The following is a 22,631-nucleotide window of genomic DNA, read 5'->3' as shown; positions in this document are numbered from 1 at the left end:
CTATTAATTTCTAAGGCATGTCATTTTGCCAATTCCTTTTTAGTCCCCAACATTGTCAACGATTGTATCCAAAGTATGTACCCGCCAGAGTATGCCATACAGCATCACAAGCCTGCAATACGTCGTCATTAAGCACGGGACCCTCCAATGAAGCAATATTCTGTTCTATCTGGGATAGCGTACTGACACCACTGATAACACTGGTTACCTTGGCGCGGCCTGCACACCATTTCATGGAGAGTTCAAGAAGACTCATGCCATGCTCTGATGCAATTTCTGTCAGCTTATCCACCGCTGCAAAGTTCTCATCTGACCAATAACGTTTATAGTATGTTTCGCTGTTAGAAAAGCGGGTATTCTCCACGGGGGTGCCTGGCTTGTGCTTTCCGGCCAGAAGCCCGCCTGCGATAGGGTTGTATACCGCCATTCCCAGCTCATGCGCCTGTAAAAACGGAACGAGTTCCGTCTCCACGCCGCGCGTAATGAGATTATATACGTTCTGCGTGATGACTGGCGCGATATATCCCCGCAAATCGCAGATAGCCAGCATATCGGCAATCTGCCATGCGGCGAAATTACTGACGCCGATGTAGCGGATCTTTCCAGACTTAATAAGGCCGGACATTGTCTCCAACGATTCCTCGATTTTTGTTTCATAATCAGGAGCATGCATATAATAAAGGTCAATATAATCCGTATTTAAGCGCTTTAAGCTGGCATCCACGGCGGAGATAATATTGCGGCGTGAAAGTCCCCTGTCATTCGGGTTTTCGCCCATCTGGCCGTTTACTTTCGTAGCGAGGATAATTTTATCCCGCCGTCCTTTCAGGGCCTTGCCGACGATGCGTTCACTTTCGCCCTGATTGTACACATTGGCAGTGTCCCAAAAGTTTACACCTTGGCCGCAGGCATAATCCATGATGGCGAGGCTGTCAGCTTCGCTGGTCTGAGCGCCAAACATCATCGTACCAAGGCTTATTGAAGAAACTTTAATACTTGTTCCCGGCAAATTGTTGTATTGCATATAGATTCCTCCTTTCGGATATGGGGAGCCGCTTTCATAAAGCAACTCCAAATTCAGGTTGCTTAGCTAGATTTACGCAATGCTGTGAGATGATTATAAACCTTAATGTTAACTTTAAGTCAATCCTTGTTTGTTTAGGAAGTAGTTAAATGTAATAGTTTGTTTAGGAAGTTGTTCACAGGAAAAACTCCATTACAAAAACAACCATGCAGGCGGCTATGGAAACCTGAAACAGACTTTTCTCCTTATAAGCCAGAAAGGCAGCCGTCAAAAGCGCCGCAGCGCCGGGCCATATGCTTTTAGTAGCCGTAAGAATGGCAGGAAAGGTCATTACCGACAAGGTCACATAAGGAACATAGTAAAGGAAAGACCGGATAAAGGGAACCTTTATTTCCCGCCTGATCAGGGTCAGGGGAAGGACACGGATTAAATAGGTAACTGCTGCCATGACCAGTATGTAAAGATAGATTCGGTTATTCATGGGAAACCTCCATAGTGTCAGATACCGGGAACAAGGCTGCAGCGGCTCCTGCAATCGCAACGGTCAGTATGATCAGCCTGTATCCGGAAGAGATCCTGTGCAGTACCGGAATCAGAGAAAACAAAAAACTAAAGGCCATGGAAACGGCGGTCACCCCTGCCAAGACCCGGTTTTTCTTTGCTGGCGGAATGATAATTGCCAGAAACATTCCATATAAAGCTACGCCCAAAGCGCTTAAAGCTCTTTGAGGCAGAAGGCGCCCAAAGTAAGCACCGGCGGCGGTTCCCAGTGTCCAGCCTGGAATGGCCAGCAGAAACAGACCGTAGCAGTACCACGGGTTTAACGGACCAGGCTTACACATGGAAACACCGAAGATTTCATCCGTTATTCCGTAGCCGAGCAGCAGGCGGTGATAAAATGGGGTTGTTTTGTTGAGTTTTTGGGAAAGGGAGCAGGACATGAGACAATAGCGTAGATTGATGACCAGCTGTGCAACGGCCATTTCAGCGAAGGGAGCGCCTGCTGTGATAATACCCAGGCCGGCAAATTGCCCTGCTGATGTCAGGTTGGTAAGGGATATTACAATGGATTGCCACGGTGACAGTCCATAATTTAATGCCATAATCCCGAAGGTAAAGGATACGGCAAAGTAACCAAGACAAATGGGGATCCCATCCTTTATCCCGGATTTTATCTGTTCTCTTCTGTTATTCATAATGCTCCTCCCTCATAGGGCGTGACACCCTTATCATGCTTATAAAAATATACCATGAACCTTTACATCAGTAAAACAAATGTTTATAATGAAAACATTAGAAAAACTAATGATAAGGAGCTGGAAACATGAAGCGGTACCGGGCAGTTATGAAGATTGTGGAAACAGGAGGATTTACCAGGGCTTCCGAAGAGCTGGGGTATACACAGTCAGCCATCAGTCAGATGGTGCAGTCTTTAGAGGAAGAACTTGGTACCGTACTGTTTGTCCGTTCCAAAAAAGGAGTGGTACTGACTCCTGATGGAGCAGAGCTTTTACCCTATATAAAAAATATATACCATGCTTACAGGGAGCTTACGGAGAAGCGAAAAGAGATGGAAGGAATCCAGAATGCAACCATCCGGATCGGTACCTTTGCCAGCGTATCCTGTCATTGGCTGCCTGGATTAATTAAGACGTTTAAGGAGAAGTACCCGTTGGTGAGCTTTGAACTCTACCAAGGGGATTATACAGCCATTGAGCAGCTGGTAAAGGAGGGAAGTGTGGATTTTGGCCTCATCAATCCTCAGGCAGTGCGGGATCAGGAGCTTAAGACCATTCCGTTAAAGAAGGATCCCATGATGGCCGTCCTTCCCCCTTCCCATCCACTGGCCAGGCATAAGAAGATCGGGCTGAAGGAACTGGCATCAGAACCTTTTATTCTTCTGGAGGAAGGAAGTTTAAATGAGCCCATGGAATACTTTCGTGAGCATGGAATCGAACCTAATATCCAGTATATCGTCCACGATGATTATACGATCATGGCAATGATCGAAAAGGGGCTGGGAGCCGGGATTTTATCAGAACTTATATTAAACCGTGTGGATTATCATATTTCGGTAAGAGATATCGACCCGCCATTAGCCAGAACCATTGGCGTTGTTTTTAAGGATAAGAAAATTCTCCCCTTTGCCAGCAGGCAGTTCCTGGAATTTCTCACAGAGGAATATGGAGAACCAGACCCGGAGCCTAAGGGGAAATAAATCTTAACTATGGAGGATAAAAGAATGGGGCATAAAAATTTAACAACACTTTGTTATATCCAGCGGGAAGAGAGCTATTTAATGCTGCACCGGATTAAAAAGAAGGACGATATGAACCAGGACAAGTGGCTGGGGGTGGGAGGCCATTTGGAGGAAGGAGAGAGCCCGGAGGAATGTCTTTTACGGGAGGTCAAGGAAGAGACCGGATTATCCCTGACTTCCTACCGGCTTAGGGCCATTATCACCTTTGTGTCAGACAAATATCCGGATGAGTACATGTTTTTATACACCGCAGACGAATATGAAGGGACCTTGACCGAATGCGCGGAAGGAGAGCTTAAATGGATCCCAAAGGAAGAAATAGGCAGGCTGTCTCTTTGGGAAGGCGACCGTATTTTCTTTGAACTGTTACTCACGGATATTCCTTTCTTCTCCTTAAAGCTTGTGTATACAGGGGATCATTTAGCAGAAGCATTGTTAAATGGTAAACCATTGGTGCTTCCATCGGCTAATATAAAAGTTCCTTCCTCGCAAAGAGCGCATAGCTGATTTTATACATTAAAAAGTTCCAGACCAGTGCTATAAACGGAGAGCAGCACAGAAGGATAAATATTGAATGCTCTGTAAATGAAACACCCAGCAAGGTGAACAGCTTATAGATGCCAAAGAAGATGGCAGCAGGAATCAAACAGGAAACAAGCAATAATATACGGGCCTTTTCCGCGCCGAATTTAAACAGAAGAGGAATTGACATGCTTCCCGCAATTTCTGAAATTACCAGGCTCGCAACACCGGTAAACAGAAGTGTAAAAATGTTATTTACGCTGCTGAAAATATCCTTATGCGCAATGATGCCGCCTAATGTGCCAATTACCAGTCCAGTGACAGCGCCAATGGCTGAGAAAATCAGAAGAACAATAAATTTGCTGATCACTATATCCTTTTTGGTAACCGGCATAACCATAGCGTATTTCATCCATTTGGATTGATCATCAAAGCTGAATGTCGTGATGATCATCATACTGCATAGAATGCCGCTCATGATAATATAACCCTCCACTCCGGTGGAAGGAATAAGAGCGAAAGCTAAAACCAGCAGCATAAAAATCATGGACTTGGCATTATGCCCGATGTTATATAAATCTTTTAAGATCAAACTCTTCATTTTACCTGGTCTCCCTTCACATAGAGTAGAAGGATATCGTCAATAGAGGCATCATCCACCACTGCCGTCTTATACTTACGGCGGGCCTTTTCCTTGTCTGCCACCAGCACATCCCATTGATAGTCGCGTTTCCGGTAAGCAAGGATCTCTGATTTATCGATGGCATTGAACTGATCCGTTTTGCACCGGATGATTCCATATTGGTAGCGCAATTCATCCTTTTCTTTACAGAATAGGGCCTTCCCTTTATGAATAAAGGTGATATAATCTGCCACCTTCTCTAAATCCGTAGAAATATGGGACGACATCAGGATCGAATGGTTCTCATCCTGTACAAAGTCCAGAAACAAATCCAGCATATCGTCACGCATGACCGGGTCAAGCCCGCCGGTCGCTTCATCCAGAATCAGAAGCTTCGGTTTATGGGAAAGCGCAACGGCAATGCTAAGTTTCATTTTCATTCCCCTGGAAAATGTTTTGATCTCTTTGCGGGGAGGAAGCTGTAATTTTTTCAGATAGTTATCGTAGGCGGTTTCATCCCACTGCTTATAGGCAGCCGCCGAGATCCTGCCGATTTTGGCTGGCGTAAGGGTTTCATAGAAGTTGATGCCGTCAAACACGACTCCTATGTTTTCTTTGATGTTTCTGGGATCGGAAGAAAGCTCCTGCCCCCAAAACTTAACCAATCCTTCGTCCTTTTGGATAAGATCCAGAATCGCATTGATTGTGGTACTTTTACCGGCACCGTTTTCACCGATCAATCCCATAATAGAACCTTTGGGAATGGAAAATGATACATGATCCAATTTAAAATCAGGATATTGTTTCGTCAGATTTTCAACTTGCAAAATCGGTTCCATTTTTACTCCTCCTCCTGGTAAAACATGGTCAATAATTCTATCAGTTTGCCCAGTGATATACCGCTGGTCCGGGCAATATAAACGGCCTCCTGCAGATGTTCCTCAGCTTTTCGCTGTTGTTCTTCCTGAAAGAAATCTTTGTTTTGTGCCGATACAAAACTGCCTCGCCCAACGGTTGTTTCAATGAAACCGTCCCGTTGTAAATCTTCATAGGCTCGTTGTACGGTAATGACACTGACATGAATGGATTTAGCCAATGCCCGCATAGATGGAATTGGGTCGCCGGTCTGAAGTTCTCCGCTCATAATCAGCGCTTTTATTTGCGAAGTGATCTGCTCATAAATGGGCTTATTTGTATTACTGCTGATTATAATCTCCACAGTAGGCCTCCTTAGTGTTGTATAGTGTACTTAATGAACAAGTACATTATATGCGATGCATTTCACCATGTCAATAGGGAAAAGAAAAAAAGATTGACCGGATTTTCTTTCCGTGATATAGTGATGGAAGTATAAATGATAGGATGTGTGTGTTTGTTAATTGTATTTAATCATGGAGCATAAGGCAGTTTAATATGAAAAACAGGAGTCGGATCAGGAAGGCCACGGGTCTTTCCTCTATTTCGTGTACCTGTTTTGCCCATGGGATACAAAACAGACAGAATAAGGTTGAAAGCCTGTAAGACGTCGGTTTGTGGTCTTACAGGCTTTTTTTGCGCGAGCAATGAGCCCAACGAATATGCTTGCATATTCATTTGGCGAATGCCGCGGCAACTAAGAAAAACTCGCAAAGCATGTTTTTCTTAGTTGGCAGAACCATCATCCTGCCGCAATGCTCCATGAACCTCAGGAAACCAGTTGGAAGGACAGAAGGAACGAGGAGAATTACATGGATCATACATTTCAGATTTTAGAATTTAATCTTATATTAGAAAAACTTGAAGAATTTGCACACACGGAAGCTGCGAAGGAAAAGATAAGGAATTTGACCCCATGCTTAAAGGAAGGCGAAGTAAAAAAAAGCCTTCGCGATACGATGGAGGCCAGGACCATCATTGACAGGATGGGGCTTCCTCCCGCAGTCAGCATGAATGGTCTGCAGGAGATCATGAACACGGCAAGGCAGGGAGGCTGCCTGTCCGCTGAAGAACTGGAACGGACAGGGGGAATGCTCACCGCAGTAAAGCGGTTTAAAGACTTTTTAAACCGGTGTAAATACCTGGAGCTTGGCCTGCCCTATTATGAGCAGGACTTAAACCCGTTGGAGGATTTAGCAAGGGAGATTTATGAAAGCGTCAGAAACGGAAAAGTAGAGGACAGCGCCAGCAAACATCTAAAAAACATCCGACAGGATGTGACCAGACTGGAAGAAAAGCTGCGGGCAAAAGCAGAAGCCATTTTAAGGGGAAATAAAAAGTACTTTTCCGATTCTTATGTGACTTTAAGAAACGGCAGACTTTGCCTCCCGGTGAAAAAAGATTATAGGACATCAGTTCCTGGCAGTGTCATTGACCAGTCCGCAACCGGCTCCACACTTTTTATCGAACCGGCAGCCATTACAGCGCTTAACGGGGAACTGGAGCTTTTAAGGATTGAGGAGGAAAATGAGGCTAGAAGGGTCTTATATATGCTCACTGCCTCAGTAGAAGAAAATTTAGAGGTTTTAGAAGGGGATAAGCGCCTTCTTGAAAAGCTGGATTTCCTGTTTGCTAAAGGAAGCTTAAGTGCCTCCATGGCCGGCACCAGTCCTGGCATCAATACGGACCGGATCATAAAGATCGTAAACGGCCGCCATCCGTTCATGAACCCGGAAACCGTGGTACCACTGACCTTTGAACTGGGAAGGAAGGAACGGGGAATCGTTATTACAGGGCCCAATACAGGAGGAAAAACCGTATCAATTAAGACGGTAGGACTTTTCTCCCTCATGGCACAATGCGGCCTTCATTTACCCTGTGAAGAAGCCGATCTCTGTATGAACAGCCAGGTGCTTTGTGATATTGGAGACGGCCAGAACATTACGGAAAACTTGTCTACCTTTTCCGCTCATATCACCAATGTGATGAGGATCCTAAAGGCGGCCGGCCCGGAGAGCCTGGTGATTTTAGATGAGCTGGGATCAGGAACAGACCCTGCGGAAGGAATGGGGATCGCCATTGCCATACTGGAAGAGCTGAGAAACAACGGATGTCTTTTTCTGGCAACCACCCATTATCCCGAGGTAAAGACATACGCCAAGGAGGCGGAGGGCATTACCAATGCTCGGATGGCTTTTGACAGAGAAACCCTAAAGCCTCTTTACCGCATGGAAATCGGGGAAGCCGGGGAAAGCTGCGCCCTATATATCGCCAAACGGCTGGGAATGCCGGATTCCATGATAAGGAAAGCCAGAAGATACGCTTACGGAGAGCGGGAAGGCTTACGGGAGGAGAAGCCGGATGCCTTAGAAGAGAAGGCGGAAGGCATCAACGTAAGCGGTCCCAGAATTGAAAAGCTTAAAAAAACGACGGTGAATAAAAATGTCATGGAAAAAAAGTTCGCCAAGGGAGACAGCGTGTATGTCTATCCGGATAAGAAAAAGGGAATTGTATGCAGGCCTGTCAATGAAAAGGGAGTGCTGCAGGTCCAGATGCCGGATAAGAAAATCTGGGTCAACCAGAAAAGGGTAAAGCTTATCGTAGCAGCAGAGGAGCTTTACCCGGAGGATTATGATTTTTCCATAATTTTTGATACCGTGGAAAACAGAAAAGCCAGGCATAAGATGGAAAAGGGATATCAGGAGGGACTGGAGATCAAAACGGAGTGATCCTGGGGCCTAAAAAGGCCGCCGTTAAGCCCTGCCAGGAAGCCGGACGCAAATACTCGTCCGGCTCTTTTTGATGCCCATCCAAGTACCCTGCAGAAGTGAAACCTGATAGAAAATTTGAACGTAATATTCCTGGAAGATGAAATTCTATGACAGGATTAAACATAAAAGGGTCTTGCGTTAATTTGACGATATTGCATACGCTATGGTAAAATGATGTAACATAGCTGAAGTTCATATTGGGGAGGGATAATCATAATTATCATAAAACGGATTATATGTTATTTTCTGCTTATGCTTTTTTTGAACATCATTTTTGTGACGTACGTAATTCCCGGCACTGCGGCAGCTACAGCGGCAGGAATAGCCCTTGCCGTATTTTATGTTTATTTCAATATTGCTCCGCGGAGAGATAAAACGCTGCAATACAGGCTTAGGGTACTAATCGGCGGCTATGAGCTGGTACTCGCGGCTTTTTTCTGCTTTACATTTGAGGCGATGGCGTATCTATTTGTTTTAGCCAAAGGCAGGGAAATTGGAGTACATATCCTTATAATAAACATATTTGTATGTGCGGGCCTGCTTTTTATTCTGCTATTCAACGGGATTATCCGAATATTCACCTGTTCCGGCCAGTTGGGGATCGTGCCGAGGATAAGTTTGCTGCTTTTTTGGTGGATGCCCGTTGTGAATGTTGTCATACTCAGGAAATTCCTTGGCGTATCGGCTTCTGAGTATAAATTCACTGTCGGGAAACACCAACGAAACAAAGACAGGAAATACGAGGAATTATGCAAAACGAAATACCCTATCCTGATGGTGCATGGGATATTTTTCAGGGATTGGAAAAACTTCAATTATTGGGGCCGGATACCGAAGGAGCTTATGGATAACGGAGCTGTAATCTATTACGGAAGCCATCAGTCGTCCGCATCGGTCGGGCAATGCGCGAATGAACTAAAAGAGTGTATCCTGACTATTGTCCGGGAGACCGGCTGCGAAAAGCTCAATATTATTGCACATTCCAAGGGCGGACTTGATTCGCGGTATGCGGTAAGCTGTCTCGGAATGGATAAATATATTGCGTCGCTAACGACGATTAACACGCCGCACCTTGGCTGTAATTATGTTCGTAAGTTATTGGAGAGGATTCCGCAAAAGGCGGTTGCGGCCATAGGCAATAAGTACGAATCCATCTATACCAGGCTCGGCGATTACGATCCGGATTTTTTCAATGACTTGAAAGACTTAACCGATAAAGAATGTGAGCGGCTGAACAGGATTATGAAGGATGTCCCCGGCGTTTTATATCAAAGCGCCGGCTCGCGTATTCGTTCCTATTCTGGAGCTATGTTTCCGCTTAATGTGGGATACGGTATCATAAAATTTTTCGGGGGCGGCGAAAACGACGGGCTTGTTTCCACGAAATCAATGGTATGGGGGAATTTCCTCGGCGTAGTGACTCCTGAAAGCAGGCAAGGTATTTCCCACGGCGACATGATTGACTTAACAAGGAAGAATATCGAAGGCTTTGACGTCTGCGAGTTCTATGTCGATTTGGTAAATAAATTAAAATTAAAAGGTCTGTAGAAATGAAGCTTTAGAGTGAGTCTGTATAGCAGGCAATAAACTTAAGCCGGGATAAATATATTTCTTATGAAGCAGGTGAAAATAACCTCCGGCATGAGAAGGCCCGTGAATGCCGGAGGTTATCTGGCAGTAAAGCTTTAAGCTATGCTGCCTTGATTTTGACTGAGTAAAGGAGTGTAACGTGAAAATCCGATTAAACATTAAGTACCTATGTGCCTTTATCATTATTTTCATTATTGAAGTATTAATAGCTGCTTTCATAAATGATAAATTCATCAGGCCATACGTTGGCGACATTTTGGTTGTGGTACTAATTTATTGCTTTATCAGGTCATTTGTAGGGAAAGAAGTTAAGCTGCTCCCATTGTACATATTTGTTTTCGCCGTATTGACGGAGGTGGGGCAGTATTTTCACTTAGCGAAGCTGCTCGGCCTTAGCGATTATAAGATCGCAAGGATAATTATTGGTTCAACCTTTGATCTAAAGGACATTGCCTGCTATTTGGCAGGCTGTACCGGATTATTCTTGTTTGAAATGGTAAAGCGGCGTGCGAATGAAAAGGAGAAGCAGGGTGAAATGCCGCCTATGCCTGGAAAGCAGGGGGGACAAAAAGGTCGTCGTTAAGCTCAGCCAGGATGTGCCGGAAAATCTGTACATGGCAAAGCTCATCTGCGATGATCCTGTTTAAGATTGCCTTGATCCTGCAATCATCGATCCACTCCGCCTGGTCCTGGTATTTCCGGATGGCTTCCAGTTCGCTTGCAAGGGCGTTGGAGACCAGGGGCCCGATCCGGGTGGGATAGCGGTTGCAGGCGGGAGTCCAATACCTTAAGCGCCCGTTCTGGAAGCTCCACAGTCTGGGATCTGCGCCCAGCATGATGGACAATTCCCCAAAGGTATTCAGATGATGCATTTCAACAATGCTGATCTTATGGAAACATTCCGCTATATCAAAGAAGAAGTTTCTGGTAATCATGCTGTTGTAAATATAAAGGCTGATTGCGGACATTTCGGAATTACAGTCGCCTATGTTAGAAAGCATGGCTGCGGCATACAGCTTATTTTGAGAAATGATCTCTATGGGAGGCCAGGGATCTTTGTCAGAAAAAATAAGAGCTGATAAATCCATATGATACCCTCATTTCAATTTATTCTATTTTAAATATATCCGTCAAATGATAGAGTATGACTTAAAAACACAGGAAGATGGAGGAACTAAGGACATGGACTGCAAAGAGAAATTTAAGAAAACAGTGGAAGATTTTTACCCGTATAACGAGCAGGAAGAAAGGGATAAGGAGATGCTGCTCCAATATCTCTCATCAGGGGAATCCATTTTTTGCCGGGAAAGCTTAGGTGCCCATATGTCGGCATCGGCCTGGGTAGTAAATCAGTCCCATGATAAGGCTCTTATGGCCTATCATAACATTTATGATTCCTGGGCATGGACCGGAGGCCACGCAGATGGGGAAATGGATCTGCTTAAGGTAGCTGTCCGGGAAACCATGGAAGAAACCGGTATTACTTCGGTAAGGCCGGTTACAGAGGACATCTTTTCCCTGGAAGTGCTGACGGTGGACGGACATGAGAAGAGAGGGGCTTATGTTTCTTCCCACCTTCACTTAAATGTAACTTATCTTTTAGAAGCGGATGACAGGGAGGCCCTTCATAAGAAAGCGGATGAAAACAGTGCAGTGGGATGGTTTGGCCTAGAAGAATGCTTAATGGCTGTAAATGAGCCTTGGATGAGGGAGCGGATTTACCGGAAGCTGCTTGATAAGATGAGAAATATTAATTATTAACAAAAAATTGATATTTATTTTCTATTTTACTGTTTTATTTTTCCTGATTATGATTTATAATAGAGGCATCAAACTGATTAAAGTTTTGCCAAATAAGACAGCGAGGTGGTAGATATGAAGATTATTTACGCAATCGTCAGCTCAGATGATGGAAACAGGGTGACCGATGTGCTGAATGAACACCAGTTCAGCGTGACAAAACTTGCCACAACAGGTGGATTCTTAAAGAAGGGAAACTCTACATTAATGATCGGTACGGATGACGGACAGGTAGAAGAAGTCATCACACTGATTAAAGATACCTGCGGAAAACGCCAAAAAATTACCTGCAATGTTCCGGCGCCAAATATCGCGTCTGTTTCAGCCGGATATATGATGATGCCGATGACAGTGGAACTTGGCGGAGCTACTATATTTGTAACCGACGTAGAACGATTTGAGAAGATTTGAGGAATCAGAAAAGGGATTGCAAAGCAATCCCTTTTCGTAACTGCTGGAATGGATTAGGAGGTGTGTCTTTGGAATTGGATGAGATAACAACAAACATGCTGGTAGCAGAGGCTTATGAAGCTCAGAAGATGGCATACGTGCCTTATTCGGATTTTTGCGTGGGAGCGGCTCTGCTTGCAAAAAACGGAAAGGTCTACCGCGGATGCAACATTGAAAATGCATCCTTTACACCTACGAACTGTGCAGAGCGTACCGCATTTTTCAAAGCGATCTCAGAAGGAGTCACGGAATTTGATGCCATTGCCATCGTTGGGAATAAAAGGGGAGAAAAGGGAGGAATATGTGCTCCCTGCGGAGTTTGCAGGCAGGTAATGGCGGAATTCTGCGACCCTGAGGAATTTAAGATCATTCTGGGAGCGGGAGAGGAAGCTTCCGTATATACTTTAAAGGAGCTGCTTCCTTTGGGATTTACGAAAAAGAATTTAAATTCCTGATGAGGGCTAAAAGGGGCAAGGATAAGTAAAAGGGAGGTTTTGGTGTGTCATGAGGATGTATGATGTGATTGCAAAAAAGCGGAACGGAGAAACTCTGACAGAGGAAGAGATCCGCTTCATGATCAACGGCTACGTAAAGGGGGACATTCCTGATTACCAGATGTCTGCCATGCTGATGGCCATTTACTTTAGAGGGATGAGTGATGAGGAAACAGCCATTCTGACAGATGCGGTGGCTCATTCCGGGGATATGGTAGACTTATCTCCGATCCAGGGAGTGAAAGTAGATAAGCACTCCACCGGAGGCGTGGGAGATAAGACGACTCTGGTGGTGGCGCCTATTGTAGCCGCCTGCGGAGTCAAGGTTGCGAAGATGTCGGGCCGCGGTCTGGGCCATACAGGAGGAACCGTTGACAAAATGGAATCCATACCCGGTATGCGGACCAGCCTGACAAAGGAAGAGTTCTTCCAAGTGGTCAATACCACCGGCCTTTCCGTTATCGGTCAGTCCGGAAATCTGGCTCCTGCAGATAAAAAGCTTTATGCTCTTCGGGATGTGACTGCAACTGTGGACAGCATTCCCTTAATTGCCGCTTCGATTATGAGTAAAAAACTGGCAGCAGGTAATGACTGCATTCTTTTGGATGTTAAAACCGGCAGCGGAGCATTTATGAAGACCCTGGAAGATTCCATCACCCTGGCGGAGAAGATGGTGGCGATTGGCGAACATGCAGGAAAGAGGACCATGGCTCTCATAACCAACATGGATATTCCTCTGGGAAGCTTAATCGGCAACAGCCTGGAAGTTATTGAGGCAGTGGAAACCCTCCGCGGTAAAGGGCCTGAGGACTTGAAGACGGTTTGCTTAAGCCTGGCTGCCGGTATGCTCTATCTGGCAGGTAAGGGCAGTATGGAGGAATGCCGGGCGCTGGCGGAAGGAGCCATTGCCGACGGAAGCGCGTTGGCACGGCTTATTGCCATGGTAGAAGCCCAGGGAGGCGACCCTTCAGTGATTAAGGACACCTCGCTTTTTGCCGCAGCAGCCTTTGAAAGGAAAGTGAAGGCATTAAAGAGCGGTTATATCACCCATATGAACACAGAGCAATGCGGGATCGCTTCCTCGCTTCTAGGAGCCGGAAGAGTTACCAAGGAGAGCATTATCGATTACACGGCTGGAATCGCTCTTAAGAAAAAGGTAGGTCAGAAGGTGGAAGAGGGAGAGACCATTGCCGTCCTGTATTCTTCAAAGGAAGAGCTGTTTGCGGCTTCTGAGAAGGAATTTTTAAAGGCAGTCACCATCAGCGGACAACAGCCGGCGGCAGAGCCGCTGATTTATGCCAGCGTTACCAAAGAAGGCGTAAAGCGTCTGACAGAATAGAAAGGAAGGAAAAAAATAATGACAGATTTAGAAATGTTAAGATACGTAGACCACACTCAGTTAAAGGCGATTGCCACATGGGAGGATATCGAGGAGCTCTGTACGGAAGCTGTGGAATATAAAACTGCTTCCGTGTGCATCCCTCCCTGCTATATCAGCCGGGTACATGAAAATTTCCCGGGCCTTAATATCTGTACCGTAGTCGGATTTCCTCTGGGCTACAGCGTAACCGAATCAAAGGTCCTTGAGACGAAGAAAGCCATTGAAGACGGAGCCTCTGAAGTGGATATGGTAGTGAATATCAGTGATGTGAAAAATGGAGACTATGACAAAGTAGAAAAGGAAATCGCAGAACTGAAAAAAGCTGCCGGCGAAAACATCTTAAAGGTCATCATTGAGGCCTGTTATCTGACGGAAGAAGAGAAAATTTCCATGTGCAAGGCAGTTACGGCAGCCGGAGCCGATTATATCAAGACCTCCACCGGATTTGGAACCGGCGGAGCGACTCTGGAGGATATTGAGTTATTTAAAAATCACATTGGTCCAGATGTAAAGATAAAGGCAGCCGGCGGGGTCAGAACCCTGGAAGATTTAAGGGCTTACATTGAATCCGGATGCAGCCGTGTGGGCGCCAGTGCAGCTGTCAAGCTGGCGGCGCAGAAAGAGAATGCTGTTTCCGGGAAATAATATCTATTATCAGAACTTGCAAAGTAACCCTTCCATCCGATTATCGAAAGTGCTCTTTACTTATGATAATATATAAATTCAGCGCTCCAAAAGAGACTCTTTTATAAGTGTCTGCCTTTTGGAGCGATTTTGCTTCTTTTTTATACAATTTCCACAAATGACAGTAAAGTCATATCTGGCTATTTTCACGAAAATGTTTTAATATACAAAAAACACTGACAAACATGCCTATAAAGTGTTAAACTTAAGATATAGAGTAATTTTATGTATCAACGTGTTGGCATTCAGGCAGGAGGTATTATTATGTTTCAGGTAAATGATCTAGTAGTATTCGGAACCCATGGAATATGCAGGGTGGAGACGATAGGAAGACTCAATATGTCCTCAGCAGATGAGGACCGCCTTTACTATACGCTAAGGCCTCTTTATGAGGTGCAGCATTGTGTTGTTTACACGCCTGTAGACAATTTAAAAGCGCCCGTGAGAGCTGCATCTACCAGGGAAGAAGCCATAGAACTGATTAACCAGATTCCTGATACTCCGACCATGTGGGTGTTTGATGAAAGACAGCGGGAAGGGATCTATAAGGACATCATGATGAAAAATGAGTGCACAGGCTGGCTTCAGATTATCAAGACACTTTATTTAAAGAAACTTAAAGCGGCGGCAGATGACAAGAAATGTACGGCAAAGGATGAATCTTATTTTAAGATGGCGGAAGACTTACTTTACTGTGAACTTGCGGCAGCTTTAGAAATGGAACCGACCGTGGTGAAAGACATGGTGGTGACGCGTGTGACGGCTGAGTAATTAGTAATGGGATCCGAAAAATCTGATCCGGTCCGGAAGCCATAAATCATTTGGAATTGTTGCAAAAAAATGCGCCTTGGTCGTGGTACAAACCAAAGCGCATTTTTTGTATCTTAATGATAAATTTTCTTCTCTTCATAAATGGGCTCACAGGTAAGGTTTACGCCCAATTTCTTAAATATCTTAACATCCACATCGGAAAGCAGTACAGAAGTATGGGCATCGCAGCCCTTTAATTTCGGAAGCTGCTCCAGTGCGATCTGAGCATTGGGATCGGTCGCAGCACTGGCGGACAGCGCAATTAAAACCTCATCCGTATGAAGCCTGGGATTTTTGCTGCCCAGATAGTTGATCTTTAATTTCTGAATCGGTTCAATAGCAGACGGAGAGATCAGATGGATGTCATGAGGAATATTTCCTAAAACCTTCACCGTATTTAACAAAAGGGCAGCAGATGCACCTAATAAGTTGGTAGTCTTTCCAGTGACAATGGTTCCATTGTCTAATTCAAGTGCAGCAGCCGGAGAGCCTTTTATTTCGGCAAGATTTTTGGCGGCATTCACGACCTTTCTCATGTCAGTGGTTATCTTTGCCTGCTTCATAAGAAGCTCAATTTTATAGACTTCATCTTTGGAACCCATGTCCCTTGCCAGCCGGGAAAGGGCCTGGTAATAACGTCTTATGATTTCCTGCATGGAAGCCTCCCTGCAAACCTCATCATCCACTACACAGAAACCAACCATATTAACGCCCATATCGGTTGGTGATTTATAAGGACATTCCCCGTAGATTCCCTCAAAGATAGCGCTTAATACAGGAAAGATCTCTACATCACGGTTGTAATTAACGGTGGTCTTTCCATAGGCCTCTAAGTGAAACGGATCGATCATATTCACATCGTTTAAATCTGCGGTTGCGGCCTCGTAGGCTAAATTTACCGGATGCTTTAATGGGATGTTCCAGATAGGGAATGTCTCAAATTTCGCATATCCGGCCTTGATTCCCCGCTTGTTTTCATGGTAAAGCTGGGATAAGCAGGTTGCCATCTTTCCACTGCCGGGCCCCGGAGCCGTAATGATAACAAGGGGCATTTTGGTTTCTATATAATCATTTCTGCCATATCCTTCGTCGCTGACAATGAGAGAAACATTGCTTGGATAACCGTCAATGATATAGTGGCGGTATACCTTTATCCCCATTTTTTCCAGCTTGCTTTTAAATAAGTCAGCCGCTTTCTGTCCAGAATATTGTGTGATAACAACGCTTCCCACATAAAGCCCCTTATCTGTAAAAGACTGGATCAGCCGTAAGACGTCCACATCATAAGTGATGCCAAGATCATGGCGGATTTTATTCTTCTCAATATCTGCAGCGTTGATGGCGATCACGATTTCTGCCTGGTCGGAAAGCTGCATCAGCATGCGGAGCTTGCTGTCGGGTTCAAATCCGGGAAGCACTCTGGAAGCGTGGTAATCGTCAAACAGCTTGCCGCCGAATTCCAGATAAAGCTTGTCACCAAACTGGCTGATCCGTTCCCTGATGTGCTCTGACTGCATGGTTAAATATTTGTTGTTATCAAATCCGAATTTCATTTGTCCCTCCATGATGTGTGCTTATCGTTCAGCAATAGAATGCCATTTCTAAACGATAACGCGTACACGAACTTTTTGACCATAGTACTTATAAAGTGTATCACATATATTATGAAATTACCACGGATTTTTTCCTACCCCTTTCTTTTTCCCGAAACTCTTTACAACCGGCTTTAAACGTGTTAAAACGTTGTAGTAAGAAGGAGGATTAAAATGTTTAAAATAGGAAGAAATGATGCATGCTGGTGCGGAAGCGGAAAGAAATATAAAAACTGTCACCTGCCTTTTGACCAAAAGCTTGAAAATTATGCGGTCATGGGAGATGAGGTACCGGAGCACTATATGATAAAAACCCCGGCTCAGATTGTAGGAGTCCGCCGTGCGGGAGTGGTTAACAATAAGATTCTTGATCTGGTGGATGAGATGATAAAGCCTGGCATAAGTACCGAAGATATCAATACCCTGGTGCACGAGAATACCATCAGTCTGGGAGGAATCCCCGCTCCCCTTAATTTTGAGGGGTATCCCAAAAGTGTGTGCACATCAATCAATGAGGTAGTATGCCACGGAATCCCGGATTCCAAACGGATCTTAAAGGATGGGGATATTGTCAATGTAGATGTGACCACCATTGTTGACGGTTTTTACGCCGATGCCTCCAGAATGTTCTGCGTCGGCAAGGTATCGGATGAGGCATTGAAGCTTGTCAAAGTCACAAGGGAGAGTGTGGATCTGGCTCTGAAGGAAGCCAGGGCCTGGGGCCATCTGGGAGATATCGGAGCGGCTATCTCGGAACATATCTATGCCAATGGCTTTACGGTAGTGCGGGAAATCGGCGGACACGGCGTGGGGGTGGATTTCCATGAGGAGCCATGGGTCAGCCACATCGGCACAAGAGGAACCGACATGCTTCTTGTACCCGGGATGATATTTACCATTGAGCCTATGGTAAATGCCGGAAAAGCCGATGTAGTACAGGATGACAATGACGGCTGGACCATTTACACAAAGGATGGAAGCCTGTCTGCCCAGTGGGAATATACTGTTTTGATTACGGAAGAGGGACCGGAGGTGCTTGCAAGATAAATGGAGAAAAAACGATGTTTTTGGGTGGATGAATCCTCTCCGGTTTATATGAAGTATCACGACGAAGAGTGGGGAGTTCCTGTTTATGATGATAAAAAGCTTTATGAGATGTTCCTTTTGGAAACCTTTCAGGCAGGGCTTTCCTGGATCACCATACTGAGAAAAAGAGAATCCTTCCGGGAAACCTTTGATGGTTTTGATGTGGAAAAGGTGGCTTGTTACGGAGAAGAAAAAATAAAAGACTTAATGGAGAATACGGGCATTATAAGGAACCGTAAAAAAATAGAAGCTGCTGTGAAAAATTCCCGTGCGTTCCTGGAGATCCAGCAGGAGTTCGGCTCTTTTTCCAAGTATTTGTGGGGATTCACAAACAATGAAGTCATCATCAATCAGGATGACTGCTTCCCGGTAAAAACGGAGCTGTCCGACCGGGTCTCAAAAGATTTAAAGAAGAGGGGAATGGCCTTTGTAGGCTCTGTTACCATATATTCCTATCTTCAGGCAATAGGCGTGGTCAATGATCATGAGCTTTCCTGCTTCTGCCGGGAGGGCATGCTAAAAGGCTGAAAGCAGAGGTGGATAATACAAAAAAAGCGAGGGCATTATTTGGATAAAGAGTACATAGCTTATGAAATAAGAGGCTGATAAAAAAAGGGCTGCATCCGGAAAATGTAATTTTTATTGGAAAATTTTACAAATTGTGGTAAAATGTTAAATATTTATTACATTAAACACCTGAAACCATAAAGAAAGTGAACAGGAGTATTATGAAAAGATGGCTTTTGGCAGTAATTGCATTCTCGTTGGTGACCTCCGGATGCAGCAGGTACAAAGGAATTTCCGAAACTTCGGAGACAGACAGCAAAACAGATGAATCACAGCAGAGTACAGAAGAATCCGTGCAGTTTCCCGTGGAAGTTTCCGCCGAACCTGGAAAGAAACCGGTAAAGGTAAAGGGAATCTATATCTCCGGCTATATGGCCGGCTCTGAGGGGCTGCAGGCGATTTTGGACAAGATCCAGGGCACTGAGATCAATACGGTTGTCATTGATGTGAAGAATGACGACGGACGGATCACCTTTGCCATGGAGGATGCACCTACGGTGAATGAGATCGGTGCCACAGAAAAGTACATCAAAGATATTGACAGTCTCATGGCCCAGTTAAAGGCCAGGGGGCTTTATACCATTGCCCGTGTTGTGGCATTTAGGGATCCTTATCTGGCTGAGAAAAAGCCGGAGTGGGCACTTAAGAACAAGGATGGAAGCCTGCACCGGGATAATAAGGGACTGGCCTGGGTGAACCCTTACCGGACAGAAGTATGGGACTATCTGGTGGAGGTGGGAACCGAGGCTTCCAAGGCAGGGTTTGATGAAGTCCAGTTTGATTACATCCGGTTTTCCACAGACAGCTCCATGAAACAGGTGGTATTTGACGAAAAGGATACCAGGGGCCGTTCCAAAACGGATATTATTACGGAATTTATCCAGTATGCATATGACAAGCTGTCTTCCAGCAATATTTTTGTTTCTGCAGATGTGTTTGGCACCATCATAGGAAGCAAGGTGGACGCGGAGGCAGTGGGGCAGATCTATAATGATATGGCATGCCATTTGGATTATATCTGTCCCATGATCTACCCTTCCCATTATGGAGACGGAAACTTTGGCATTGATCATCCGGATATGGAGCCTTACCGCACCATCCGTGCGGCTTTAAAGCTGTCCAGGCAGGATTTGGAATCCGCAAAGGAGGCTGGGAAGCGTCAGGCCATTGTACGCCCCTGGCTCCAGGATTTTACGGCTTCCTATCTGAAACACCATATATCTTATGGTTCCAAGGAAGTCAGGGCCCAGATTCAGGCGGTCTATGATTCGGGCTACGATGAGTGGATCCTTTGGAGTGCATCCAACCGGTATACCTGGGAAGGCCTCTTAAGCCGGGAGGCGGCGAAAGAAGAATCAGAAAAGCTTGCCAGGATCAGGGAAACGGAAGAGACCTCTTCCCCGGCTTCCTCCGAAACAAAGGATTTGCCAACTGAGGTACAGACGGAAAGCATAGAAGAGAAGGCAGAGAAGAGCCTTGAGGGAAGCACGGCAGCAGCAGAAAGGTCACAGGAGACGAAGAAGGAAGATAAGAAGAAAACCAGAACCAAGCCTGATGTAGTCATTGTGACCACAGGCGGCTTAAGAGATTAGGAAGTGAGGAAAGCCATGGACAGAACGCCCAGACCAGGAGATTTCTACCGGCATTTTAAAGACAAGATGTACCAGGTGATAACCGTTGCGGTTCATTCCGAAACAGGAGAAGAGATGGTTGTGTATCAGGCGCTATATGGAACCTTCGGAACGTATGTCCGCCCCCTGCCCATGTTCATCAGTGAGGTGGACCATGAAAAGTATCCGGAGGTAATGCAGAAATACAGGTTTGAGAGAGTGGTTATGGATTCTGAACAGCCTGCGGCAAAAGGCTGTCCCCAGAAGCCGGAAAAAGAGGATGAAGAAAACCTCGTGGGCAGTAACCAAAGTCAGGCGGACTTGCCCTCGGCTCGTTGTTATCACGAAAATAAAAATCTTCTTGCATTTCTTGACGCTGGGACGTATCATGAGAAGCTGGAGGTTCTTGAGGAGCGGAAGGACCGGTTTTCTGCGGAAGAGCTTCTGGCTATCTGCGAGATTATGGAGATCGGAAGGCCGGATTCTGAACCTGAAGAGAAATACTATGCAGTGAAAAGGTATCTGGAGCTGCAGAATAAATACGAGGGATCAAGATTGAGGTGATTTGTTTCAGTGGACCACAGGTCATTTAATATAGAAGAAGAATTAAAAAAACTGCCGTCCCAGCCTGGCGTGTATATCATGCACGACAAGCGGGACGAAATCATCTATGTGGGAAAAGCCATCAGCCTAAAAAACAGGGTCAGGCAGTACTTTCAAAGCAGCAGGAATAAGACGGCAAAAATCGAACAAATGGTGTCGAGGATCGCCCGGTTTGAATACATTATAACAGACTCTGAGCTGGAAGCCCTTGTGCTGGAATGCAATCTCATTAAGGAACACCGTCCCCGTTACAATACCATGCTAAAGGATGATAAGACCTATCCCTATATCAAGGTAACGGTGTACGAGGACTATCCAAGGATCTTATTTTCCAGGGATATGAAAAAGGATAAAAGCAAATATTTTGGACCGTATACAAGTGCGGGAGCGGTAAAGGATACCATTGAACTGATTCACAAGCTTTATCAGATCAGGACCTGCAACCGGAATCTGCCAAGAGACATCGGGAAGGAACGCCCCTGCTTAAATTACCATATCAAGCAATGTTCGGCACCGTGCCAGAATTATATCAGCAAGGATGAATACTGGAAATCCATTAACAGGGCCCTGGACTTTTTAGGCGGAAAATACAGCCCTGTGATTCATATGCTGGAAGAGAAGATGCAGGCGGCATCGGAAGAAATGGATTATGAAAAGGCCATTGAGTACCGGGATCTGCTAAACAGCGTAAAGCAGATCGCCCAGAAGCAGAAGATCACGGACAGCGGTATGGAAGACAGGGATATCATTGCTATGGCAAAGGATGAAAAGGATGCCGTGGTTTCCGTATTCTTTGTCCGGGAAGGCAGGCTCATCGGCCGGGAGCATTTCCATGTAAGCATAGCAACGGCAGAGGATAACAAGCAGATTCTGACCAGCTTTGTCAAACAGTTTTATGCAGGAACTCCTTTTGTTCCAAAAGAGCTGTGGGTACAGACTGGTCTTGAGGATGAAAGCGTCATAGAGGAATGGCTTTCTGCAAAACGAGGCCAGAAGGTCAGAATCATAGTTCCGCGGAAAGGCCAGAAGGAGCGACTGGTGGAACTGGCGGAGAAAAATGCCGCACTGGTGCTTTCTCAGGATAAAGAAAAGATCAAGCGGGAGGAGCTTCGCACCATCGGCGCCATGAATGAGGTGGGCGGCTGGCTCGGGCTTTCTGCGATTAAGCGGATTGAGGCATATGATATTTCCAACATAAGCGGTTTTGAGTCTGTGGGCTCCATGATCGTCTATGAAGACGGGAAGCCCAAGAGAAATGATTACAGGAAGTTTAAGATCAAATGGGTCAAGGGGGCCAATGATTACGCCTCCATGAATGAGGTGCTCACAAGAAGGTTTGCCCATGGCCTTAAAGAAGCGGAAAGCTTAAAAGAAAAAGGCGTGGATGAAGAACTTGGAAGTTTTACCCGTTTCCCGGATTTAATCATGATGGATGGAGGACGGGGACAGGTAAACATTGCTTTGGAGGTTTTAAAGGAACTGGATATATCCATTCCTGTCTGCGGTATGGTAAAGGATGACAATCACAGAACCAGAGGGCTTTATTATAATAACGTGGAGATTCCCATTGACAGGCATTCCGAAGGATTTAAGCTGGTCACCAGGATCCAGGATGAAGCCCACCGGTTTGCCATTGAATACCATAGAAGCTTAAGAAGCAAAGGACAGGTAAAATCCATTCTTGATGATATTTCCGGCATCGGCCCCAACAGGAGAAAGGCTCTGATGCGCCGGTTTAAAGGGCTGGAAGCCATTAAGGAAGCAACCGTGGAGGAGCTTTCCGAAGTACCGGGCATGAATGCCCTGGCTGCGAAAAGCGTTTACGAGTTCTTCCACATATAGCTTTTCAA

At 45.4% G+C, this 22,631-nt stretch carries 24 protein-coding genes; 16 read left to right on the top strand and 8 right to left on the bottom strand.

The window, feature by feature from the left end:
- Nucleotides 1–55: 55 nt before the first annotated feature.
- The 3 genes from AC27IJ_RS10740 to AC27IJ_RS10730 form a co-directional block, all read right to left on the bottom strand.
- Nucleotides 56–1,024 (bottom strand): aldo/keto reductase, encoded by a 969-nt coding sequence (locus AC27IJ_RS10740; RefSeq protein WP_487148794.1) that lies wholly within the window; start codon nucleotides 1,022–1,024, stop codon nucleotides 56–58.
- Between the two features lie 175 nt (nucleotides 1,025–1,199).
- Nucleotides 1,200–1,505: an AzlD domain-containing protein gene (locus tag AC27IJ_RS10735; RefSeq protein WP_312442828.1), complete on the bottom strand. Its 306-nt coding sequence runs from the start codon at nucleotides 1,503–1,505 to the stop codon at nucleotides 1,200–1,202.
- On the bottom strand, nucleotides 1,498–2,220 hold the full coding sequence (locus AC27IJ_RS10730; protein WP_312442829.1) for an AzlC family ABC transporter permease: 723 nt from the start codon (nucleotides 2,218–2,220) through the stop codon (nucleotides 1,498–1,500). Before AC27IJ_RS10730 ends, AC27IJ_RS10735 begins: the two co-directional genes overlap by 8 nt.
- Nucleotides 2,221–2,348: 128 nt before the next feature.
- Here AC27IJ_RS10730 and AC27IJ_RS10725 point away from each other — a divergent pair, with 128 nt between their 5' ends.
- Both AC27IJ_RS10725 and AC27IJ_RS10720 read left to right on the top strand, forming a co-directional pair.
- Nucleotides 2,349–3,242 (top strand): LysR family transcriptional regulator, encoded by an 894-nt coding sequence (locus AC27IJ_RS10725; RefSeq protein WP_313258561.1) that lies wholly within the window; start codon nucleotides 2,349–2,351, stop codon nucleotides 3,240–3,242.
- 24 nt (nucleotides 3,243–3,266) lie between these two features.
- Complete coding sequence (locus AC27IJ_RS10720; protein ID WP_312442832.1) at nucleotides 3,267–3,791, top strand: NUDIX hydrolase; 525 nt, start codon at nucleotides 3,267–3,269, stop codon at nucleotides 3,789–3,791.
- Here AC27IJ_RS10720 and AC27IJ_RS10715 read toward each other — a convergent pair.
- Genes AC27IJ_RS10715 through AC27IJ_RS10705 form a run of 3 tightly spaced genes read right to left on the bottom strand, consistent with a single transcriptional unit; the run spans nucleotide 3,751 to nucleotide 5,647 of the window.
- Nucleotides 3,751–4,407 (bottom strand): ABC-2 transporter permease, encoded by a 657-nt coding sequence (locus AC27IJ_RS10715; protein ID WP_312442833.1) that lies wholly within the window; start codon nucleotides 4,405–4,407, stop codon nucleotides 3,751–3,753. The genes AC27IJ_RS10720 and AC27IJ_RS10715 overlap by 41 nt on opposite strands.
- Entirely contained in the window at nucleotides 4,404–5,267 is an 864-nt protein-coding gene (locus tag AC27IJ_RS10710) for an ABC transporter ATP-binding protein (RefSeq protein ID WP_312442834.1), read from the bottom strand. The genes AC27IJ_RS10715 and AC27IJ_RS10710 overlap by 4 nt, the downstream gene beginning before the upstream one ends.
- 2 nt (nucleotides 5,268–5,269) lie before the next feature.
- On the bottom strand, nucleotides 5,270–5,647 hold the full coding sequence (locus AC27IJ_RS10705) for a GntR family transcriptional regulator (RefSeq protein ID WP_312442835.1): 378 nt from the start codon (nucleotides 5,645–5,647) through the stop codon (nucleotides 5,270–5,272).
- Between the two features lie 508 nt (nucleotides 5,648–6,155).
- Between AC27IJ_RS10705 and AC27IJ_RS10700 the strand changes: the two genes are divergently transcribed.
- From AC27IJ_RS10700 to AC27IJ_RS10690, 3 genes are all read left to right on the top strand, one after another.
- On the top strand, nucleotides 6,156–8,072 hold the full coding sequence (locus AC27IJ_RS10700) for an endonuclease MutS2 (protein WP_487148789.1): 1,917 nt from the start codon (nucleotides 6,156–6,158) through the stop codon (nucleotides 8,070–8,072).
- A 318-nt stretch (nucleotides 8,073–8,390) separates the two neighbouring features.
- Nucleotides 8,391–9,662 (top strand): esterase/lipase family protein, encoded by a 1,272-nt coding sequence (locus tag AC27IJ_RS10695; protein ID WP_487148787.1) that lies wholly within the window; start codon nucleotides 8,391–8,393, stop codon nucleotides 9,660–9,662.
- A gap of 181 nt (nucleotides 9,663–9,843) precedes the next feature.
- Entirely contained in the window at nucleotides 9,844–10,287 is a 444-nt protein-coding gene (locus AC27IJ_RS10690; protein ID WP_331655665.1) for a ribosomal maturation YjgA family protein, read from the top strand.
- On the opposite strand, the gene AC27IJ_RS10685 is transcribed toward AC27IJ_RS10690, so the two are convergent.
- Nucleotides 10,247–10,792, bottom strand: a complete 546-nt coding sequence (locus AC27IJ_RS10685) for a ferritin-like domain-containing protein (RefSeq protein WP_312442839.1) — start codon at nucleotides 10,790–10,792, stop codon at nucleotides 10,247–10,249. The genes AC27IJ_RS10690 and AC27IJ_RS10685 overlap by 41 nt on opposite strands.
- Before the next feature lie 94 nt (nucleotides 10,793–10,886).
- Between AC27IJ_RS10685 and AC27IJ_RS10680 the strand changes: the two genes are divergently transcribed.
- From AC27IJ_RS10680 to AC27IJ_RS10655, 6 genes are all read left to right on the top strand, one after another.
- On the top strand, nucleotides 10,887–11,465 hold the full coding sequence (locus tag AC27IJ_RS10680; protein ID WP_312500744.1) for an NUDIX hydrolase: 579 nt from the start codon (nucleotides 10,887–10,889) through the stop codon (nucleotides 11,463–11,465).
- Nucleotides 11,466–11,579: 114 nt separating this feature from the next.
- Nucleotides 11,580–11,915, top strand: a complete 336-nt coding sequence (locus tag AC27IJ_RS10675; protein ID WP_013271785.1) for a cyclic-di-AMP receptor — start codon at nucleotides 11,580–11,582, stop codon at nucleotides 11,913–11,915.
- Between the two features lie 68 nt (nucleotides 11,916–11,983).
- Nucleotides 11,984–12,409 carry a cytidine deaminase gene (locus AC27IJ_RS10670; RefSeq protein ID WP_312442841.1) on the top strand — a complete coding sequence of 142 codons (426 nt, stop codon included), beginning with the start codon at nucleotides 11,984–11,986 and terminating at the stop codon, nucleotides 12,407–12,409.
- Between the two features lie 49 nt (nucleotides 12,410–12,458).
- On the top strand, nucleotides 12,459–13,787 hold the full coding sequence (locus tag AC27IJ_RS10665; protein WP_487148782.1) for a pyrimidine-nucleoside phosphorylase: 1,329 nt from the start codon (nucleotides 12,459–12,461) through the stop codon (nucleotides 13,785–13,787).
- Between the two features lie 18 nt (nucleotides 13,788–13,805).
- Entirely contained in the window at nucleotides 13,806–14,474 is a 669-nt protein-coding gene (gene deoC / locus AC27IJ_RS10660) for a deoxyribose-phosphate aldolase (RefSeq protein ID WP_487148780.1), read from the top strand.
- 303 nt (nucleotides 14,475–14,777) lie between these two features.
- On the top strand, nucleotides 14,778–15,284 hold the full coding sequence (locus tag AC27IJ_RS10655; protein ID WP_312500746.1) for a CarD family transcriptional regulator: 507 nt from the start codon (nucleotides 14,778–14,780) through the stop codon (nucleotides 15,282–15,284).
- Nucleotides 15,285–15,397: 113 nt separating this feature from the next.
- Here AC27IJ_RS10655 and AC27IJ_RS10650 read toward each other — a convergent pair whose 3' ends face one another.
- Nucleotides 15,398–16,876, bottom strand: a complete 1,479-nt coding sequence (locus AC27IJ_RS10650) for a DUF1846 domain-containing protein (protein WP_312442845.1) — start codon at nucleotides 16,874–16,876, stop codon at nucleotides 15,398–15,400.
- Nucleotides 16,877–17,089: 213 nt separating this feature from the next.
- Between AC27IJ_RS10650 and AC27IJ_RS10645 the strand changes: the two genes are divergently transcribed.
- The 5 genes from AC27IJ_RS10645 to uvrC all read left to right on the top strand — a co-directional run bounded on the left by AC27IJ_RS10645 (nucleotide 17,090) and on the right by uvrC (nucleotide 22,623).
- A complete protein-coding gene (locus AC27IJ_RS10645; RefSeq protein WP_487148777.1) occupies nucleotides 17,090–17,962 on the top strand; it encodes a methionyl aminopeptidase in 873 nt (290 codons plus the stop codon).
- Nucleotides 17,963–18,529, top strand: coding sequence for a DNA-3-methyladenine glycosylase I (locus AC27IJ_RS10640; RefSeq protein ID WP_487148775.1), 567 nt, complete (start codon nucleotides 17,963–17,965; stop codon nucleotides 18,527–18,529).
- A gap of 200 nt (nucleotides 18,530–18,729) precedes the next feature.
- Complete coding sequence (locus AC27IJ_RS10635; protein ID WP_312442850.1) at nucleotides 18,730–20,160, top strand: putative glycoside hydrolase; 1,431 nt, start codon at nucleotides 18,730–18,732, stop codon at nucleotides 20,158–20,160.
- 15 nt (nucleotides 20,161–20,175) lie between these two features.
- Nucleotides 20,176–20,742 carry a DUF1653 domain-containing protein gene (locus AC27IJ_RS10630; RefSeq protein ID WP_312442851.1) on the top strand — a complete coding sequence of 189 codons (567 nt, stop codon included), beginning with the start codon at nucleotides 20,176–20,178 and terminating at the stop codon, nucleotides 20,740–20,742.
- Between the two features lie 9 nt (nucleotides 20,743–20,751).
- Nucleotides 20,752–22,623 (top strand): excinuclease ABC subunit UvrC, encoded by a 1,872-nt coding sequence (gene uvrC / locus AC27IJ_RS10625; protein ID WP_487148772.1) that lies wholly within the window; start codon nucleotides 20,752–20,754, stop codon nucleotides 22,621–22,623.
- The last annotated feature ends 8 nt before the right edge of the window (nucleotides 22,624–22,631 follow it).

The sequence above is a fragment of the Lacrimispora sp. YZC11 genome, assembly GCF_057543815.1.
Note: the sequence above shows the minus strand (reverse complement) of the source record. Positions and strands in the feature narration are given on the sequence as shown.

Excerpts from the sequence above, each read along its gene's own strand:
- AC27IJ_RS10655 (WP_312500746.1), top strand. The coding sequence starts at position 14,778 with ATGTTTCAGGTAAATGATCTAGTAGTATTCGGAACCCATGGAATATGC.
- AC27IJ_RS10680 (WP_312500744.1), top strand. The coding sequence starts at position 10,887 with ATGGACTGCAAAGAGAAATTTAAGAAAACAGTGGAAGATTTTTACCCG.
- AC27IJ_RS10730 (WP_312442829.1), bottom strand. The coding sequence starts at position 2,220 with ATGAATAACAGAAGAGAACAGATAAAATCCGGGATAAAGGATGGGATC.
- AC27IJ_RS10740 (WP_487148794.1), bottom strand. The coding sequence starts at position 1,024 with ATGCAATACAACAATTTGCCGGGAACAAGTATTAAAGTTTCTTCAATA.
- AC27IJ_RS10675 (WP_013271785.1), top strand. The coding sequence starts at position 11,580 with ATGAAGATTATTTACGCAATCGTCAGCTCAGATGATGGAAACAGGGTG.
- AC27IJ_RS10665 (WP_487148782.1), top strand. The coding sequence starts at position 12,459 with ATGAGGATGTATGATGTGATTGCAAAAAAGCGGAACGGAGAAACTCTG.
- AC27IJ_RS10725 (WP_313258561.1), top strand. The coding sequence starts at position 2,349 with ATGAAGCGGTACCGGGCAGTTATGAAGATTGTGGAAACAGGAGGATTT.
- AC27IJ_RS10700 (WP_487148789.1), top strand. The coding sequence starts at position 6,156 with ATGGATCATACATTTCAGATTTTAGAATTTAATCTTATATTAGAAAAA.
- AC27IJ_RS10630 (WP_312442851.1), top strand. The coding sequence starts at position 20,176 with ATGGACAGAACGCCCAGACCAGGAGATTTCTACCGGCATTTTAAAGAC.
- AC27IJ_RS10640 (WP_487148775.1), top strand. The coding sequence starts at position 17,963 with ATGGAGAAAAAACGATGTTTTTGGGTGGATGAATCCTCTCCGGTTTAT.
- AC27IJ_RS10685 (WP_312442839.1), bottom strand. The coding sequence starts at position 10,792 with ATGGATTTATCAGCTCTTATTTTTTCTGACAAAGATCCCTGGCCTCCC.
- AC27IJ_RS10650 (WP_312442845.1), bottom strand. The coding sequence starts at position 16,876 with ATGAAATTCGGATTTGATAACAACAAATATTTAACCATGCAGTCAGAG.
- AC27IJ_RS10735 (WP_312442828.1), bottom strand. The coding sequence starts at position 1,505 with ATGAATAACCGAATCTATCTTTACATACTGGTCATGGCAGCAGTTACC.
- AC27IJ_RS10635 (WP_312442850.1), top strand. The coding sequence starts at position 18,730 with ATGAAAAGATGGCTTTTGGCAGTAATTGCATTCTCGTTGGTGACCTCC.
- AC27IJ_RS10720 (WP_312442832.1), top strand. The coding sequence starts at position 3,267 with ATGGGGCATAAAAATTTAACAACACTTTGTTATATCCAGCGGGAAGAG.
- deoC (WP_487148780.1), top strand. The coding sequence starts at position 13,806 with ATGACAGATTTAGAAATGTTAAGATACGTAGACCACACTCAGTTAAAG.
- AC27IJ_RS10710 (WP_312442834.1), bottom strand. The coding sequence starts at position 5,267 with ATGGAACCGATTTTGCAAGTTGAAAATCTGACGAAACAATATCCTGAT.
- AC27IJ_RS10645 (WP_487148777.1), top strand. The coding sequence starts at position 17,090 with ATGTTTAAAATAGGAAGAAATGATGCATGCTGGTGCGGAAGCGGAAAG.
- AC27IJ_RS10715 (WP_312442833.1), bottom strand. The coding sequence starts at position 4,407 with ATGAAGAGTTTGATCTTAAAAGATTTATATAACATCGGGCATAATGCC.